Genomic DNA, 17847 nt, shown 5'->3' on the forward strand with positions numbered 1-17847 from the left:
AACAAAAACGTCGCGCCCGGAGGGGACGCGACGTTTTTTTATTGCTGCTTACTGATTCCGGTTTTCAGGAGTGGGCTTTGTCGGTTCGGGCAACTCTTTACGTAGTTTTTCGACCTGTTCCGCTTTCACTGGAGGAGCCTGATTACCCCAGCTATTGCGGACAAACGTCACCAGGTCAGCCACCTCCTGGTCGCTGAGACGCCAGGCAAAATCTGGCATCGCCAGCCCGGTCACCGCATCCTTTGTAACCGCCATTTTGCCTCCTCGCAGCACAATGCTGATAACCGACGAAGGGTCATCACTCAGGACCGCAGAGTTACCGGCAAGGGAAGGGAAGGTTTTTGCATACCCCTTGCCATCGAGACGGTGGCAACCAGAACAGTTATCCATATAGAGTCTGGAGCCCGGCATGCTGACATCGCCCCTGATGAGTGCGGCGGTTGTCGCATCTTTGCGGGGTGCAGGAGGCGTTTCCGACGCCGATGAGCCGATTGATTTCAGATAGGTTGCAACCGCATTGAGATCGGACTGGCTCCAGTATTGCGTACTGTGCTCAATCACGTCGGTCATTGAACCAAAAGCAGCCGAGGTGTTGGTGCGACCTGTTCTCAGGAATAGCGCGATATCCTCGTTCGACCAGCCGCCCAGTCCCGACTTAACATTCCCCGTCAGGTCGGGCGCGTGCCAGCCTTCCAGTGTTCCGCCGGTCAGATAACTTTTTCCCTGCTGATCCAGCGATTTTTCCTGAAAAGCAATGCCGCGCGGGGTATGACAGGTGCCACAGTGACCCAATCCCTGAACAAGGTAGGCACCCCGGTTCCACGCGTCGCTTTTCGTGGTGTCAGGCGCGTAAACCTTATCGTCGTGAAAAACGCTGTTCCATATGGCCAGAGGCCAGCGCATATTCAGCGGCCAGGGAATGTCGCTTTTTATGTTCTGCTGGTGGACGGGTTGAACGCCATGCATCATATAGTCATATAACGCATGCATATCCTCATCATTGATTCTGGCATAGGCGGTGTAGGGCATCGCCGGATAAAGATGACGTCCATCTTTCGCAATGCCCTCGCGTAAGGCTTTGGCAAAATCGTCGTAGGAATAGTCACCGATGCCGGTCTCTTTATCGGGGGTGATATTGGTTGAGTAGATCGCGCCAATTGGCGTCGACATCTTCAGCCCCCCGGTAAAGCTCGCCCTGCCCGCAATGGAGTGACAGGCAACGCAGTCGCCCGCTGTAGCAATATATTTCCCCTTGCTGATGTTATCCGGCGCAGTCTCTTCCGCAGCAGAGGCGAAGCTAAACAATAAAGTTAATAAGGGCAGTAACTTTAAACAGGTTATCTTCATCGTCTTATTCCTTTAAGCCTGAACCATCGGGCCGGGGTTCTTCAGGTAGATCGTTTTTATGGCGTTCGCTGAAAAGAGCGTGGTCGCGCCGACGATTCCGGTTGGGTTATAGGCATGGTTTTGCGGGAAGCAGCTTGCGCCTGCCACGAAAACGTTGGAAACGTCCCAGCACTGAAGATATTTATTCACCACGCTGGTCGCCGGGCTGTCTCCCATGATGGCGCCGCCGGTGGTGTGAGTGGATTGATAAGGGCGAACGTCGTAGTGTGCAGAGAGGGACTTGAACCCCATATCGTAAGCGTCAGGTCCGATCGCTTTGACGATATTTTCCGTTTTGCCCGCCATGAACTGGGTCATCCTGAGTTCATTCTGCTGCCAGTCAAAGGTCATCCTTAACAGCGGCAGTCCGTAACCATCTTTGTAGGTCGGATCGAGGTCGAGGTAGCACTGTTTATAGGGCATGACGGAGGAGCTGACGCCAATGCTCATGTTATGTAGATAGCTGTCACGGATGGCTTTTTTCCAGCCCGTTCCCCATTTGGGCGCGCTCTTCGGCGTGACCGTCTGTTCAATCGGGCGGCCACCGGTTACGTGGGCAGAGACGGTGCTGCCGCCGATAAAGCCCACTCCGGCGTGATCGAAGTTTTCACTGTTGTAATTGTCTATATAGGCCCCTGAGGCACCGGTAGCGGCAAAGTGGTTAAACCACGTCTTTTCATTGAAGAAGAGTTTGGCGCCACCCAGCATCTGATAGGCATAATTCTTTCCAACCACGCCTTCGCCGGTTTCCGGATTGTAGGGTTGGCCAATCTTAGAGAGCAAAAGCAGCCGGACGTTATGGAGCTGGAAGGCACTGAGAATGACCACGGACGCGGGCTGCTCGACTTCACGGCCATTTTCATCGATATAGGTGACGCCGGTGGCCAGTTTGCCCGAACTGTCTTTGTTGACGCGTAACACGTGTGATTTACAGCGCAGCTCAAAGTTGTCGTACTGCCTGAGCGCCGGAATAATCGTGGTTTGCGGTGACGCTTTTGAATAGTTGTAGCAGCCAAATTTTTCACAAAAACCGCAATAGTTGCAGACGCCGAGTGCGACACCATAGGGGTTGGTGTAGGCTTCGGTGCATATCGCCGCCGGGCCGGGGAAGGGGTTATATCCCATCTCTTTCGCAGTTTTTTCAAACAGCATGGCGGAGTACTGATAAAGCAGCGGTTTAGTCGGGAAAGGATTCGCACGCTGCGCTTCGAACGGGTTACCGCCGTCAATGCGCTCTCCATTAAGATTTCCGGCCTGGCCTGAAGCCCCGCAGATCCGCTCAAACTTATCGAAATAGGGTTCCATTTCACTGTAGGTGAAAGGGTAATCCTGAAGGGTCATATCCCCCGGAATAAAGCTGGCACCATATTTCTCAGTGACGACCGTTTTCAGTCTGAGATCGGCTTCCAGAGGACGCCACAATAATCCATTCCAGTGAACGCCCGCTCCGCCGACACCATCGCCCGGCAGGAAAGAGCCCATACGGCGATAGGGCAGAGCCGTATCTTTAGTGGTATGCCTGACCGTGACACTCTCTTTTGAGATGTTCTGAAAGAGTTTAAGTCTTACGCCGTAGGTTAATTCATCAACGATGCGCGGATAGGCGAAATCAGGATAAGTGTCCCGTTGCTCACCCCGTTCAAGCGCGACAATCTTCAATCCCGTTGATGCCAGTTCCATCGCCATCAGCGAGCCCGCCCAGCCAAAGCCAACAATGACTACATCAACCGGTTCTTTTTTAATCGTCATTTTAATGCACCATACTTACCAGAAATACTGACCGGACCTAAAGGATAAGGTTTGTCCGGATTCTCCATCACCTGAATAAAATCCGCGCGTGCGCCCGGAAAACCGATCAGTTTCCAGGATGCCATGGTCTGATTACCGCCATGTACGGGATCGGCTAAATAGCCCTCTTTGGTGTTTTGTAATAACTGAGAGAAAAAGAGTTTTCCGGAGAGAGCGTCGAGACTTAATTTGCCGGCATCCAGGTCATGTAAAATGGCTTCCTGTTTGTCTCTGGCTAAATCGGCAAAATTATGCTGGAGATTATCGCGGCAATATTTATTCAGGCTGGCGATCCCTCTGCGGTAAATATCGCGCGGCACCAGATTAGTCTGGTAGCCCATTTCCGGAATCGACTCCTGAAAAGGGGGGCTCATATACCAGAGGTAGCCATGACCGTAGGGGAGTTCCATCTGTCTGTCGATGTAGACCGGGACACCTTCACTTACCGCGCCGGGGCCGAACTCATCCTCAGGGATCAGCAGGTCGGTAGCCGCTAAAATGAACCGCCACTCGTCGTTATTAAAAAATACCGGGACGTAATGAAACGTTTCCCCTTTTTCTTTGGCCGATGCGACCGCGCTGACTGCTGTTGTTCCCGCGACCGCGGCAATGGGAATGAGTGAAAATGTTTTCCGAAGAAATGATCGTCTGGATGACTTCATCTGGCGCTCTTTTAAAATTTATACCGATTCTTCCTGAGCACAGAGATATTCCTTTCTGTACCCGTTTCCTTTGCTCGCCCTTATCTGAAAAAGGACATAATTAATAACGTTGCGTAATTTTTGTTGTGCAATCATCAACTTCAGATTGTGTCTGGGCCTTCCTGGCGGACATAAAAATGAATCCCTGCTGTTTCCATTGATTTTATCCAGTAAAACACCGTTTCGCCTAGTGAAACAGGTGAGTTTTGTTATACACAAGTTTAACAAAGATGTTTTTTTGTTATTAATGTTGTCATTTTGTTGCGGAGGCTTGACGGCAGGCGTGATTTTTCACAACACCACCAGCCGCCTGACAGAAAAAGGCCAGGGCAGTAAATCCACCCTGGCCTGCTGGATCAGATCAGTTAAGCGTACAGATTATGCTGGATGAGGAGATCAGCCAGCGAACCCTCATGGCTGGCAGAGGGGGTGTGATAAAGATCGTATTGATGTCCTTCAATGTTGCGCTGCCCATCCTCACTCCAGACACCGCCTTCGGTGGTACTCAGCGTAACCGCATTGCCCTCTGCCTCTTTTATCGTCATCAACTCACGGGTATCGCCAGTCAGCGGTAACCGCTCTTTTTGCTCCGGCGTAATACTGTTGCTGCTGAAGGCATTCAGGTCGATGACCCCGCTATTGCTGACTGACAGCCCGAGCGAGGCAAAGTCCAGCGCCTCGTGCGAGCCGTTCGGCATCAGGGCGTCGTGACCGGCAACGCTGTCCAGATGGGTAAGCAGATTTAACAGAGAAGGCGAGGGCGTTTCACCGCTTTGTGTCTCTGGTGTGTCGATAGGGCCATCACTGTTGTGATGAAAGGAAGTGCTATCCATCGCGCGCGCAAGTGCTGGCTGTGGATCGGACGTATAAAGCTCGACGACGTGCGAAACGTGATTAACGTTACCTGCCGCATCGCGAATGCTTGCGGTAAGCATATACTCGCCCGGTTCAGCGGTATGCGTATTCAGCGCCTCAGGCTGAACGGCCCATTTTCCTTTGCTGGTAACGGTGGTTTGCCACTGGTGGTCACCCAGACTGACTGTGACGATATCGCCCGCTTCACCTGTGCCAGATATCCGCTGCTGCAGGCTGCCAGCATTAAGATCGATTTTCTCTCCTTCTGTCAGATGGGTAAAAGCGATTCTGGGGGCGCAGGCATCTGCCTGATAGGTAGTGGTTATCGTAGCCGTGTGGCCTGTTGCGTCAGTCGCGGTCACGACAATGTCGTGCTGACCATGACCGAACCCTTTTTTCATTGTCTCCGGCGTCAGGGACAGGTTCCAGTGACCATCGTCACTGACCTCAGCAAGGTGATGTTTGCCGCCAGTCATCACGGTGACCGTCTGACCACTACCGGTTACGCCAGTAGTGCCGGTCAGCGTCGCGCCCTCTTTTTTCTCTGCACGATTGAGCCAGCCGTCACCAAATGGGGTATCAATGACAGGATCAGGCTCGCCGGGGTGATCCACCACGGGCGGGGTACTGCCGCCGTCGGTGGGATTATCGGGCACGGACGGCATCGGGTCGCCGCTGTTGTCACTGACCGGTGAAGTCAGGTCGACCGTGACATAGCCACTCTGTTCAAACCAGTTTCCCGCGCCATCCAGCACGCCAAACGACAGGCTGTTGCCGCCCTGAGAGAGTTCCGACGCGCTGATTTCTGCCCTCCAGCTGCCATCCGGCTGGATCACCGCATAATTCCAGTGAAAGGTATCATCAACCTGTACCGCAAAGGTCTGGAGCGGCAGCGGCGCTTCAAGCGTGCCGCTGATGACGTACCAGGTCTCACCGTCATGCTCTGTCTGATTTGCCTGAGTGATGTCGTTGACCGTCACCTTTGGGTTGCTGCTGTTGTAATGCGTAATCAGCAGCAGATCCTGGCTGAGGCTGGTACTGTTACCATTCAGATCCGTTGCGCTGACGTTAATGAGGTAGTTCCCGTCCTGGATAGTCCTGACGTCGCTGTCAGAGAGCTGAACCTGCCACTTATCCTGATAGACGCTGCCCTGCCAGGTTCTGCCGTCCAGAATCAGTTCAACCGGGGTACCGGAGGGGAGATGGGCAGCCGTACCGGAGAAGATAATGCCGTACATCCCCTCCTGATAACTCACCGCATTGTCGCCGGTGACCGGGTCCAGCGTCAGCTGTGGTAACGCGTCAGACGCATAGATTTGCACGCCTGCTGAGGCAGAGCGGCTGTTACCCGCTTCATCGGTTGCTTTGGCCACGACAGAGTAACTGCCTTCCTCCATCCCCTGCAGCGTTTCTGCAGGCACCGGGAACTGCCATTGACCGTTCTGATCGACGATGCCACTCCAGTGCAGGGCGCCAAAGGTAACCTCAATCGTGCTGCCCGCCTCACTGCTCCCGGCGATCACCAGCGCGCGGTTGATTTCCTGACTATCGATCACTCCATCCCCGGCCAGCGGATCAATCCTGACAAGCGGATCCTGCGTATCGGTAATAAAGGTTGCCTCACTGGTTCCAGACTGGCCCCAGCGATCGGTGGCGGTCACTGTGATGATATGGTTCCCCTCTGCTAACTCTGCGTCGGCCAGCTGGAGGGCAGAGAGCGAGACTGACCAGTTGCCCAGGCTGTCCACGGTGCCCGCATAGTTAACCCCATCCACGTCCAGGGTGATCTTCTGGCCCGCCCCGGTCACGCCGGTAGAGCCGCTCAGCGTTACGGGTTCAAAGCGCTCACTGGCGTTCATCAGTCCATCGCCAAACGGCGTGTCGATGGTCGGCTGAGGCGGGGTTGCATCAGACGGCGGAACTGACGGCTCGACGGTGATCGCTTTGCTGGCGGTAGTCGTACCGCCAGCGCTGTTTTCAAAGGTGACGCTGATGCGGTTAGAACCGACCGGCAGCGCCTGCAGATCGGCAGCCGGCAGGATGACGCTCCAGCTGCCATCCGCTGCCAGGGTTGTCGTATAGGACTGACCGTTCAGCATAATGGTCAGCGTGCTCTCTGCGGCAAGATTTTCTGTGGTGCCGCTGAACGTTTGTGATGTGAGTTTCTCTTCGGCGCTTAATACGCCGTCACCGGTAAAGCTGTTAATGGTTAAAGATGGCGGGGCACTCACGGGCGGAACCGGCGTGCCACCGTCGGCTGGTGGAGTATTGCCGCCATCCGCTGGATTGTCGTCGGTGATCGGCGGAACGCCACCCCCGCCCTCAACCGGCGTGGTGAGGTCGGCTGTGACATAACCACTCTGTTCAAACCAGTTTCCCGCACCATCCAGCACGCCAAACAACAGGCTGTTGCCACCCTGAGACAGCTCCGACGCGCTGATTTCCGCCCGCCAGCTCCCATCCGGCTGGATCACCGCATAATTCCAGTGAAAGGTATCATCAACCTGCACCGCAAAGTTTTTGAGCGGCAGCGATGTTTCCAGGGTGCCGCTAAGGAGATACCAGGTGTCTCCGTCATGCTGTACCGCATCCGCCAGCGTGATGTCATTAACGGTGACTTTTGGATTGCTGCCGTTGTAGTGGGTAATCAGCAGCAGATTCTGACTCAGGCTGGTACTGTTACCCTCCGGGTCTGTTGCGCTGACTTTAATAAGGTGGTTGCCGTCCTGGATAGTCCTGACGTCGCTGTCAGAAAGCTGAACCTGCCACTTATCCTGATAGACACTGCCCTGCCAGGTTCTGCCGTCCAGCGTCAGTTCAATCGGAGTGCCGGAGGCAAGGTGCGCGGCGGTGCCGGTGAAGAGAATGCCGTAGATCCCCTCCTGGTAACTCACTGCATTGTCGCCGGTAACGGGATCCAGTGTCAGCGCCGGTAACGGGATAGCGGCAGTGGTTGCCTTCACATCGTCAGACGCAGCGGGCGCGCTTAAAGTGGAAGTTTCAGAAGTGGACGCCAGCGTTAAGGTGGCGTTTTTTTCGCTGCCGCTAACCCCCGGAGTGACAGTTGCACCGTTTAACGCCGGATCTGTCGGAGCCAGGTAGAGGCTTTCTGTGGTTTCCACCGTTGATAAGGCGGGCTCAGGCTCTGCCACAGGCTGGGTCGGGAGGGGCGTTAAGGATTTCGCATGGTCAGAAGAATGCCACTCTGGCGTAAGCGTGGCGACACTCTGCGTATCGGCTGTGAAATCCCGGCCAAATCGCGCCTGATGCAGTAAATTTCCCTCCTGAAAACGCAGCGTACTCTGCTGGCCTGCAAAATCAGTGAAGAAGTTCTGATAGCGAAGCGAGTCGTTTTCCTGCAGGTTGAGAATGAGGTCCTGCCCCTGTTTCTGATAAGAGGAAACCTGAGACGGCGGGCCCTGAAGCGTAATAATCGCGGGTTCATTCAGAACAGCGTGTAATTTGTCTGCAGTAAACTGAGACAGTGTCTGACCGTTTGTCAGCGAAACAGCCGTGACGCGGCCCGTGCCTGAAAATGCCATGGAAATCTCCGTATATACCAGGTTGTGAGAAGGCGGTGCCTTTAAAATAAAGCGCGACTTTATTTATTTCAGGCACGCAACGGCCAGCGCCCAATAAAGTTATAGAGCCGGACCCGGCACTCAACGGATCAGACATCATCCGCAGCAAGGATAAGGGTTAAAATCAGAGCCAGATTAACTATTCCGTTTGGAAGAGAGAATTTATCTGCTGGCAAGATAAAATAGCACCACTCATTGCAAGAGGTCGGGCGTCGGCTCATTTAGGCTTTATAGACTTTAACGACTTCTCGTCATTAAAAACGTGAACGGTTGACGCTGGGTAGAGATAAACTAATCCCCGTCTGCATGCGTGGCTATTAGGGAAAATCTGGAATTTTCCCGTTTTGCGTTAATGCTTCAGGGTGATTTAAATATTCCTTGAAAAATTAGCCGGAAGCTTTTCATTTCACGGCTGAATTTCCCGGACGTTAAAACCATAAAATCTTATCCGTCCTGTGACTATTCTTCCGCTGCAGGGTTATCTTTTTCAGGAGAATAGTGCTGATAAACGCATGCCAGCTTATGTCCGTCAGGATCGCGCAGATAGGCAACATAGAAATCGGGTCCGTACGCGGTTCGTGTTCCTGGCTCGCCTTCATTCTTTCCTCCCGCAAGGAGGCCAGCGGCATGAAACCGTCTGACAATGTCGGCGTTATCGGCGCTGAAAGCGAACATTGTTCCGTTTCCCGCCGTTGCGGGCTGACCGTCAAAGGGAGGACAGAGGCAGAAGCTGAATCCTTCATCCGGATTATTTCCTTTCCCCCACATTGCCCAGCCTTCTGTCCAGGCAGGCTGCCGTTCATAGCCCAGGACGTCGAACAGAGCGTTATAAAAGTCAACGGAGCGCTGAAAGTTATTGGTTCCTGTCGTGATATAAGCCAGCATTTTCTTGCCTCCTGTTACCGGTTGTGAGCAGACCTTTTACCTTTCAGAGTAGCAACCAATAATCTCCTCTGATATGCCTGTTAACGGTTTGGGGTGAGGGCTGCCCTGATATCAGCAGTAATGTCGGCTTTCTGTTATCTGCTTTGCGCATTCCCTTACATTGCTCTCAGATAAAGAGTCTTTCCCTTATAAGATGGCGAATAAAACCTTTCTTTAACATTTGTATTGCACGACATGTGAAATAATTTTATTACTATTTAATCACTTATGCGCTGCTGCGCGCGGGATGCATTCATAAAACAGAATAAGGAGATTTATGACAACTAAACCCGTCGCAGAGGAGGGCACGGCGGCAGGATTAATCCAGACGCTGAAATCTTTTCCGGCAACAGTTCATGCGCTGCTCTTTTTTACGCTGGTCATCCGCTTCAGCTATTTCATGGCCTGGCCTTTTATCTCCGTGATCATGGCACAGCATTATCATATGTCACCGATTGCGATTGGCGTGGCGATGACCAGCAGCGCACTGTTTTCAGTGGTGCTGGGTATGTATGGCGGGCAGATCTCAGACAGGCTGGGTCGACGCGTCATTCTCCTCATGGGCTGTGGTTTTTCTGCGCTGGGCTATATCATTCTTGCTCAGGCCGCAGGCATCGGACTGTTTTTCATTGGCCTGATGATCATCGGCATTTCCTTTGCCTGGGTTGACCCTCCTCTGCGTGCACTCATGAGTGATTTGCTGGTGGACCGCCGCCGCCGAGCGCTTGCTCTGCAAATGCGCTACTACCTTATCAACGTCGCCGCGGTATTTGGTCCGCTGACCGGAATTGCGTTCGGGCTTACCTCTCAGAAGGGCACATTCCTGATTACGGGTTTGTCATATATTCCTTTTTTCGTTTACGTCCTGCTATTTGTGCCCGCGGGCAAATTGCTGAAAGCGTCACAGGCTGGCAGTGAGGTTTCGTTAAAACTGCATCAGGTCGTACGTATTATTGCCAGGGACAAAATCTATATTGCCGCGCTGCTGTGCAGCATTTTGTGCAGTATTGTATTCATCCATTACGAAGCCATCCTGCCCCAGTATCTCCTTTTACTGGATGGGGACGCCGCCATAAAACTGGTTACTCTGATACTGGTGACGAATGCCTGCACCGTGCTGCTCTTTCAGACGTTTATCATGCGGTTTCTGGCATCGGTTTCCCTGCCAAAACGCATTCTTCTGGGCGGCTTAATTTTCGCACTTTCGCAAATCTGCTTTTTTTGTACGCGTTCGACGGACATCTGGCTCTGGCTGACAGTGACCTGTGTGTTCAGTGTCGGAGAAGCGATCCTGATGCCGAACCTGAACATCCTGCTTGATCAACTGGCACCGGCAGCGCATCGGGGGGCTTATCTGGGTGCCTCAATGCTGTCGTCTCTGGGAATTTCTGTCGGGCCGTTAATCGGTGGGGTAATGCTGGCGATGACTGGCGCGGGTGTCTTTATCTGCACGGCTTTGCTTAGCCTGCTGATATGCGCAATTATTTATACTTACAGAGGCAAAATGCTGGCGCGTCTGACGGAGTGATCTCAACAGGCGTCGGCGGCCCGCGCGGCCCCGGGTTATGCAGAAGCGCAGTGGGGCAGTATCTTCTCATCAGAGTGAAATTACCGGCCACGTTCGGCATCGGGTGAGGTTTTTTATTGCTGACAGGGGCGTTCGCAGGCGGGGTGGTGCGGTAAATAAATACCCCCGCCAGAGGTTATTCTTAGTGGAGGTTTCCTTTCACTTCGGCACAGGCCGGGGGACGCTGAGAATAGAGGTACTCGTATAAGAGCAGCATTCCTACCGGATTATCATCCAGATTTTCGAAATCCACATGAAGCTTATCCAGAAGATACTTCCTCAGATAGTCCGGGGTCATGTTTTTATGGGCAGCCAGTGCCCGGCACAACTGGGTCACGATCTCACACTTCACTGGGTACGGCACATCAGGATTATAAATTTCCGGAACGGAGTGGGTCTGATTCATTTCGATACCCCCTATAAACGCATGGTCTGACTAAGAGGACAGGGTGTCCGCTGATTTGAGATAAGATATAGCAAGGATAAGACCTGGTGTAAATTGAGAACCCTATTGCGGTTATGCACAGGGATTTGAGTTCGGGCAGGCTGCAGAGGAGATGCCATTTTAGCTGCGGTGAAACGCATATCGGATAGATATATTAGCGGTTTGACATGTATGTGCTTTAGTTCTCTGGGCAGAGACGTTTATATAGCAGGTGAATTATTTATACCTGACATATGAACGTCTGGCTGACTTTTTAGTGGGAATGAAAGTGGCATTTCAAAAGGTTGTCTGGAGGCCCGACTTACAGCGTCATGGACATTTCATGCCATGCCATGCCGCCATGTTCTGAATCAGAAGGCTTAATGTAGTCGAAGCCAAATTTAGCATAAAATTCAATATGATGCGTTTTACACATAAGGTGAATTGTTTTTTTATCTTTTTTCCTCATCAGGTTAATAAATTCGCGCATCATCTGACCGGCATAACCTCTGCCCTGACAGACAGGATCAACCACAACGGACATGATCACTACGTTTGGCGCATCGGCATTATGACCAATCAGCTCCTTGAATTCCTCATCAGACATGACAACCTCCCAGGCACACCCACAGTTGATGAAGCCGATAAGCTTTCCATTTAGCTCTGCGCATAAAAAACCCTCCGGATAGCGTTGAATACGAGTGGCAATCTTTTCTCGTGTAGCAGCTTCGTCACCCTCATAAGCTTCGCTTTCGATGGCATAACATCCATCCAGATCTGAAATGGCAACTTCACGGAAAACTGGACTGGTCATTTTATTTCCTCAATGGCTTATTCTGGACCTCGTTATTTTACTCACATATTATGATGAACCTACTGCATTATCCTCAGGATGAAAATGAACACTATGCATCAGGAATTGAGGTCTATCGATATGAACCTGCTGCTGGTTTTTGACTCCATTTATCGCCATCGCAGGATAACCCTGGCCGCGGGAGAACTGGCACTGAGCCCATCTGCGCTGAGCCATGCACTATCCAGACTTAGAATTGCTCTGAATGATTCGCTCTTTATCAGGCAAGGGAGCGAAATGCAGCCTACTGCGCGGGCTCAGGCCATTGCATCAGGTTTATCTGCCGCACTTAACGCTATGTCAGACAGCCTCAGAACTGCAGACGTGTTCAAGCCTGAAACCAGTAACCAGACATTCCGTTTTGCCGTCACAGACTATACTGCGGCCGTTTTTTTCCCTGCGCTTATTACTCTCCTGCAGAAGAAAGCGCCAAATGTCTCGGTTAAAACTTTTTATTCAACACACCATGATTCTCTGAACGAACTTCTTGCCGGTAAAGTTGATTTCGCTATCGGATTTCAGGCTCCTGGTATGCGTCATCACAGCCAGACTGGCGTAATTGAAGGCTTCACGGATGATTATGTCGTTGCGGTGAATAGTAAACACCCGCGCATAAAGAGCAGGCTGACACTCGACCATTTTCTGGCGGAAGGGCATATTGTTGTTAATCCGTGGAATGAAGTTCGCGGAGTTATCGATCAGGAACTGGCAAAAATGAACATAAAGCGACGCATAGTGGTTGAATTACCCAGTCTTTTGTCAGCACCGGCAATCGTTACACACTCAGGACTGATCACTACCTTGCCTGAGAGAGCGATAAAAACTCTTTTCTGTTCGCAGTCCTTTAACTGCTTTCCTGTACCGTTTTCTGTGTCCCCTTACAGACTGAACGCCTATTTTCATCATGGCCGCAGTGTCACTCCCGGCCATCACTGGATGAAAGATGTCATTTACGAAGTGATGAACGATTTAGCCAGACAGCAGCTGAATGAATCGCTGCCTCTGGTTCAGGCTAAGAAAAATTGAATAATTTCGAAATTAAACTTTCGCCTAATGGAATTTTTCTGGTACTGGCGGATAAATAAGCCCAGAGTGGATTTTTTAGCTCACCCGGTAATAAATATTTGCGTTTATCATCATCGACAACGACTGCACCTGGCTTTTTTGCTATCTGTAAAATCTTATAATGAAGAGCCTTTTCGGGTTCTCAGGAATCAATTCGATCATTGTATGCCGCTTATTCAGGTTGCACAGAGACGAGTCATAAGTCGCTGATGCCTGACTGCATTGAAGCCTGAGAAGTCAGCCGGCGCTGGCCGGCTGATTCGCCCTTTTACAACGCATGAATCACGGCATTTACTTAAGATGTTCCTTCAGCTCTGCTGACGCCTGGCTAATCGCCGTTCGCACCGTTGGCTCTTTACTCAGGGCATTCAGCAAACCAAAGTCATGGATCATGCCGTTGTAGCGCGTAACGGTTACCGGCACACCAGCAGCATCCAGTTTTCGGCCAAATGCTTCCCCTTCATCACGCAGTACATCCAGCTCGGCAGTCTGAATCAGCGTTGGCGGTAAACCCGCCAGCTCGGCTTTAGTTGCGCGCAGCGGCGAGGCCAGAATGTTACTCCTCTCCTTTTCTGAGGTGGTGTAGTTGTCCCAGAACCACTTCATCATGTTTCGCGTCAGAAAATAGCCGTTGGCAAATTGCTGGTAAGAGGCATCATCAAAATGAGCATCGGTAACAGGCCACAGCATCACGTCATAGCGAATTGCCGGTGATTTATGTTGTTTAGCCTGTAACGCGACGGCAGCAACCATATTTCCGCCCACGCTGTTCCCCACCAGTGCCAGACGCTTACCGTCCACGCCAATTTCACTGCCATGTTCGGCCACCCATTTTGTTGCCTCGTAAGCCTGGGTAATCGCAACCGGATAACGGGCTTCAGGTGAAGGTGTGTAGTTCACAAATACCGCGGCAGCACCGGACTCATTAACGAGATCGCGAACCAGACGCTCGTGTGTAGGAAAGTCACCCAGTACCCAGCCACCGCCGTGGAAAAACATGAACACCGGTAACTTGCCAGAGGCACTGGCAGGTTTCACTACCGTCAGCGTCAGCGGTTTACCCATTACCGTGATGGTTTTTTCAGCGCTCCGGGCGGGCGGCAGTGGGGCACCTTTCTGCGCTCCGGTCAGTACTGCGCGGGCCTCTTCAGGGGATAAGTTCTCCATGGGCTTTCCGCCACTGCTGTTCAGCGCGTTTAGAAACGTCGCCACGCCAGCGGTAGGTTGCGGCACGTTTTCAGCAGAATCTGCCCAGGCTGACGTCATCTGACTGGCTAACAATAAAGCACCTGCGGTAATTTTCATTTTCATGACGGCTTTCCTTATGCTTGTTATTAAGTAGTGTGCTATTTAGTTTGATTACACTGACATCAAATGGCCTTGTTGTAAACTATTAAATAGCGAGCGATGTAAATGGCGATGTTATCGAGACAGAAGGAACACTTCGGACTGATTCCCGTCCGGACAAGACAGGAGAGGGGGCGACCAGACGTGCGAACCGATTAAACATTACGGCTCAGCTAAGTCGTTGATGAAGGATACGATGTGTCCTTCGATCTGCCTCTTCGCGCAATTTCTTCCAATACGAATTACCGATCGGCTGCTTAACTGGTCGGGTAAACGAGGATGTTAAGACGATTAGAGGCTTTACATTATGATCGAGTTTTCGAATGGCTTCTTACTGAGCCTTTCATTGTGTCTTGATATCGGGATTGCCAATATTGCGATGATCACCCTTGCCATGCAACGCGGATATTTTCATGGTTTCTGGCTGGGAATGGGGACGTGTGTGGGTGATCTGGCATATGCACTACTGGCGCTGGCGGGCATGGCCGTACTGCTTCAGTATGAAGTCGTTCGCTGGATACTGTGGATCGGGGGTGGCGCGATGCTTCTCTGGTTCGCAGGCAAAATGCTGATAGCTGCTTTCAGAAACGCTTCGGAGCCTGACGTGAGCGAAACGCATCACTCCCGTCCGCTCATACGTGAATTCGGGCGTGGTGTAGTGCTCGCCATGTCCTCTCCCTCGGCCATTCTCTGGTTTGCGACCGTGGGCGGTGCGCTGATCTCCCGGATGGGTCCGCACAATGTTGCCGCTACCTCCAGGTTTCTGGGTGGATTTTTCATTGCGGGCATGTTCTGGACGTGTGTCCTGTGCCTGGTTGGAAGTTTTGGCGGCAAACTGCTGGGTCAACGCCTGCTTAAATATTCCTTTATCGCCTCGGCGATCATATTCAGCTATTTTGCGCTTTACGTGATTGTCTCAGGGTACCGGGAATTTATAGTGGCCTGATCTGACCTGCGAAGCATAGTGATGGGGGGTAATTCCCATCACTTTGCGAAATGCATTAATGAAATGACTCTGATCGTAAAATCCCAGCATGAGAGCTGCATCAAGCGGATGCACATTTCTGCGAAGCAGGTCGCGGGCATGGTGCAGACGAAGCTGCATGTGATATTGCAGAGGCGGCATACCAGTGTGCCGGGTGAAGACGCGAACAAGATGATATTTACTCATCCCTGCCAGCTGAGCGAGCATCTCCAGCTGCGGTCTTACGCTAAGGTGCTCCCGCAGGCAGTCAATAACAAGGTTGATTTTCTGCTCATCCCCCTGCTGAAGCAGAGCTGGCGACTCAAGCAGTTCACCACAAAGTAAAATCAGTTCCTGCTCCTCATCCATGCCCCGATCAAGCCGGGCCGATGATGCAAAACGGGTCAGCGCGTCAAACAGGCGGGTGTTATTGATTATGCCTTCGCGCAGAACCGGGGCTTCGTGAGCGCTATTGAGATTCTCCTCCTCAGCCAGCTTTTTTATCACAGCCTGAGGTATGTGTACGCTGACAAATTCAACTGCGTGAGTATCAAAACGTGAAGCCTGAATCGTTCCCGGATTGTATAAGGTAACCTGCCCACTTTTGACATAAGCGGTTTTTCCCGCCAGCCAGATTTCCTCTACCCCCGTCAGGTTTGCACTGATGACATATTCATCGTGGAGATGTTTCGGAAAGCCAGCGTTACGGGCTCTGACACGTGAACACTCTATGCCATTCCGGCTAAACCACTCTGCGGATTCTAATGACAATGCTTCTGGCCTTATTCAACAATCATGAATAGTTATTGATAAAACCATTTACTGAGTGCCTTATCAACGGGTGTAATGCCAGTAAAACATTTCCTTCAGGCACGGTCCGCTGGTGTCAGGAGATTGTCAGCTCTGGACGGTTTTCATTATCGGAAGTGTCGGGCATACAACATTGCAGCAGTAACTATCCGACTGACTCATACGCATAGCGTGTTCCTGTGACTTCTTTTGAAAGGCTTACTACGTTAAACCTTGCCTCCGGAAATGACTGAATTCTGCCGCAGAAATGCCGGATACAGGCAGCAGAGGTTCAGTTTGTTCAGAAAAATTTTCTTAGCGAATCGTTTTCCAGCCAATAGTGCTGCTTTTGTCTGGCTATGTCTCATGCACCTTTATTTGTGAAGAGTTATCGAGCCTCCTTATCGCAGGCACCAGGCTTACGGGTACAGTGACGATGACAACGGCTACCGCTGAAACTAAAAGTACATTACTCAAACCGTAATGAGTAGCCAATGGTCCTGCGACCAGTTCCCCGAAAGGAATGGCCACAAACGATCCCACCGCATCATAGGCGTAAACGCGAGCCAGTTTTTCCTGCGGAATATGGGTTTGTAAAGATTGAGCCCAGACAACCCCAAAAAGACCAAATGAAACTCCAGCCATAAAGAAAGCTGCCATAAGCCACGATGCCGAAGCAAGCTGACTGAGCATGAAAATCGGCACTGCGCAAACTGACACGAGCATGACACCAATGAGAAGATCGCGCCTTGGACGCCATCGCAACGTCAGAAACGAACCTGCAATCAGTCCGACACTTTGTGCTGCAATAATCATTCCCCAGTTGGTTCGTCCAAATGAGGTATCAGCAATCACAGGTCCGAGTACCATAACTACGCCACTAAAAGCAGCATTGATAACGGTAAACTGGACGACAATCGACCATACCCATGCCCGGCTGGAAAATTCTTTCCATCCTTCTTGCAGGTCTTTCAGGATGTTATCCTGCGGAGCGCATGCTTTAACTGACGAAACGCGAATCAGAAAATATAGCGGCGCAGCGGCTGCGAACCCTAATGCGTCAATTGCCAGTCCCCATCCCGGTCCGACAGAACTGGTCAATACTCCACCCAGTGAAGCTCCAAGCACGGTGCCACTATAGATACCCAACTGAATTAAGGCATTGGCTTCACGTAAATTGTGCACCGGAACAACCTGGGGAATAAGCGCAGAGGATGCAGGTAAGGCGATACCCGCGGCTGCTCCATTCAGGGCTCCCAGTAAAGCGAGGCTCATTACCGTCGCAGAACCATCCAGTACAGACCATGCGACAATTCCTTGAGAAATTGCTGCAATCAATGAAGAAAATAGTAATACCCGACTACGTGAATATCGATCCGCCAGCGCACCACCAATGAGCAGAAATAGAACGTTTATGATAGAGCGGGTCGCAACAACGATACCCAGTTCTGAAATAGTGCCTTCCATATCAAGCACAGCAAATGCCAGAGCAATCGGCGCTACACCATTACCGAGGACAGTAAGCAAGCGAGCCACAAAGAGATAACGAAAAGCTGAAAAGTGAAAGGCTCGAACTCTTTTGTTGCCTGAATTCATAGGATTA

13 protein-coding genes are annotated in these 17847 nt (G+C 51.6%); 3 read left to right on the forward strand and 10 right to left on the reverse strand.

What is annotated here, in order from left to right; all coding sequences use genetic code 11:
- Nucleotides 1–48: 48 nt before the first annotated feature.
- The 5 genes from HFD97_RS08325 to HFD97_RS08345 all read right to left on the reverse strand — a co-directional run bounded on the left by HFD97_RS08325 (nt 49) and on the right by HFD97_RS08345 (nt 9196).
- Nucleotides 49–1347 (reverse strand): cytochrome c, encoded by a 1299-nt coding sequence (locus HFD97_RS08325; protein WP_167431765.1) that lies wholly within the window; start codon nt 1345–1347, stop codon nt 49–51.
- 12 nt (nt 1348–1359) lie between these two features.
- Nucleotides 1360–3135: a GMC family oxidoreductase gene (locus HFD97_RS08330; protein ID WP_167431766.1), complete on the reverse strand. Its 1776-nt coding sequence runs from the start codon at nt 3133–3135 to the stop codon at nt 1360–1362.
- Entirely contained in the window at nt 3132–3836 is a 705-nt protein-coding gene (locus HFD97_RS08335) for a gluconate 2-dehydrogenase subunit 3 family protein (RefSeq protein ID WP_009092780.1), read from the reverse strand. The genes HFD97_RS08330 and HFD97_RS08335 overlap by 4 nt, the downstream gene beginning before the upstream one ends.
- Before the next feature lie 404 nt (nt 3837–4240).
- A complete protein-coding gene (locus HFD97_RS08340; protein ID WP_167431767.1) occupies nt 4241–8272 on the reverse strand; it encodes an Ig-like domain-containing protein in 4032 nt (1343 codons plus the stop codon).
- A gap of 498 nt (nt 8273–8770) precedes the next feature.
- Complete coding sequence (locus tag HFD97_RS08345) at nt 8771–9196, reverse strand: VOC family protein (protein ID WP_140029303.1); 426 nt, start codon at nt 9194–9196, stop codon at nt 8771–8773.
- A gap of 316 nt (nt 9197–9512) precedes the next feature.
- Here HFD97_RS08345 and HFD97_RS08350 point away from each other — a divergent pair, with 316 nt between their 5' ends.
- Nucleotides 9513–10763 carry an MFS transporter gene (locus HFD97_RS08350; RefSeq protein WP_167431768.1) on the forward strand — a complete coding sequence of 417 codons (1251 nt, stop codon included), beginning with the start codon at nt 9513–9515 and terminating at the stop codon, nt 10761–10763.
- Between the two features lie 181 nt (nt 10764–10944).
- Here the strand turns inward: HFD97_RS08350 and HFD97_RS08355 are convergent, their stop codons facing one another.
- Both HFD97_RS08355 and HFD97_RS08360 read right to left on the reverse strand, forming a co-directional pair.
- Nucleotides 10945–11208, reverse strand: coding sequence for a hypothetical protein (locus tag HFD97_RS08355; protein ID WP_167431769.1), 264 nt, complete (start codon nt 11206–11208; stop codon nt 10945–10947).
- A 340-nt stretch (nt 11209–11548) separates the two neighbouring features.
- Entirely contained in the window at nt 11549–12040 is a 492-nt protein-coding gene (locus HFD97_RS08360) for a GNAT family N-acetyltransferase (RefSeq protein WP_167431770.1), read from the reverse strand.
- Nucleotides 12041–12124: 84 nt separating this feature from the next.
- Between HFD97_RS08360 and HFD97_RS08365 the strand changes: the two genes are divergently transcribed.
- A complete protein-coding gene (locus HFD97_RS08365; RefSeq protein WP_167431771.1) occupies nt 12125–13105 on the forward strand; it encodes a LysR family transcriptional regulator in 981 nt (326 codons plus the stop codon).
- A gap of 330 nt (nt 13106–13435) precedes the next feature.
- Here HFD97_RS08365 and HFD97_RS08370 read toward each other — a convergent pair whose 3' ends face one another.
- Nucleotides 13436–14455, reverse strand: a complete 1020-nt coding sequence (locus tag HFD97_RS08370; protein WP_167431772.1) for an alpha/beta hydrolase — start codon at nt 14453–14455, stop codon at nt 13436–13438.
- A 343-nt stretch (nt 14456–14798) separates the two neighbouring features.
- Between HFD97_RS08370 and HFD97_RS08375 the strand changes: the two genes are divergently transcribed.
- The gene (locus HFD97_RS08375; protein ID WP_167431773.1) at nt 14799–15437 is read left to right on the forward strand and encodes a LysE family transporter; all 639 of its coding nucleotides are present in this window, start codon (nt 14799–14801) and stop codon (nt 15435–15437) included.
- On the opposite strand, the gene HFD97_RS08380 is transcribed toward HFD97_RS08375, so the two are convergent.
- Nucleotides 15408–16226 carry an AraC family transcriptional regulator gene (locus HFD97_RS08380; protein WP_167431774.1) on the reverse strand — a complete coding sequence of 273 codons (819 nt, stop codon included), beginning with the start codon at nt 16224–16226 and terminating at the stop codon, nt 15408–15410. The two genes, HFD97_RS08375 and HFD97_RS08380, sit on opposite strands and share 30 nt — an antisense overlap.
- Nucleotides 16227–16601: 375 nt before the next feature.
- Nucleotides 16602–17840: an MFS transporter gene (locus tag HFD97_RS08385; protein ID WP_167431775.1), complete on the reverse strand. Its 1239-nt coding sequence runs from the start codon at nt 17838–17840 to the stop codon at nt 16602–16604.
- Between the last annotated feature and the right edge of the window lie 7 nt (nt 17841–17847).

This window comes from Pantoea sp. EKM103V, assembly GCF_011800365.1.
GTDB lineage: Bacteria > Pseudomonadota > Gammaproteobacteria > Enterobacterales > Enterobacteriaceae > Pantoea > Pantoea anthophila.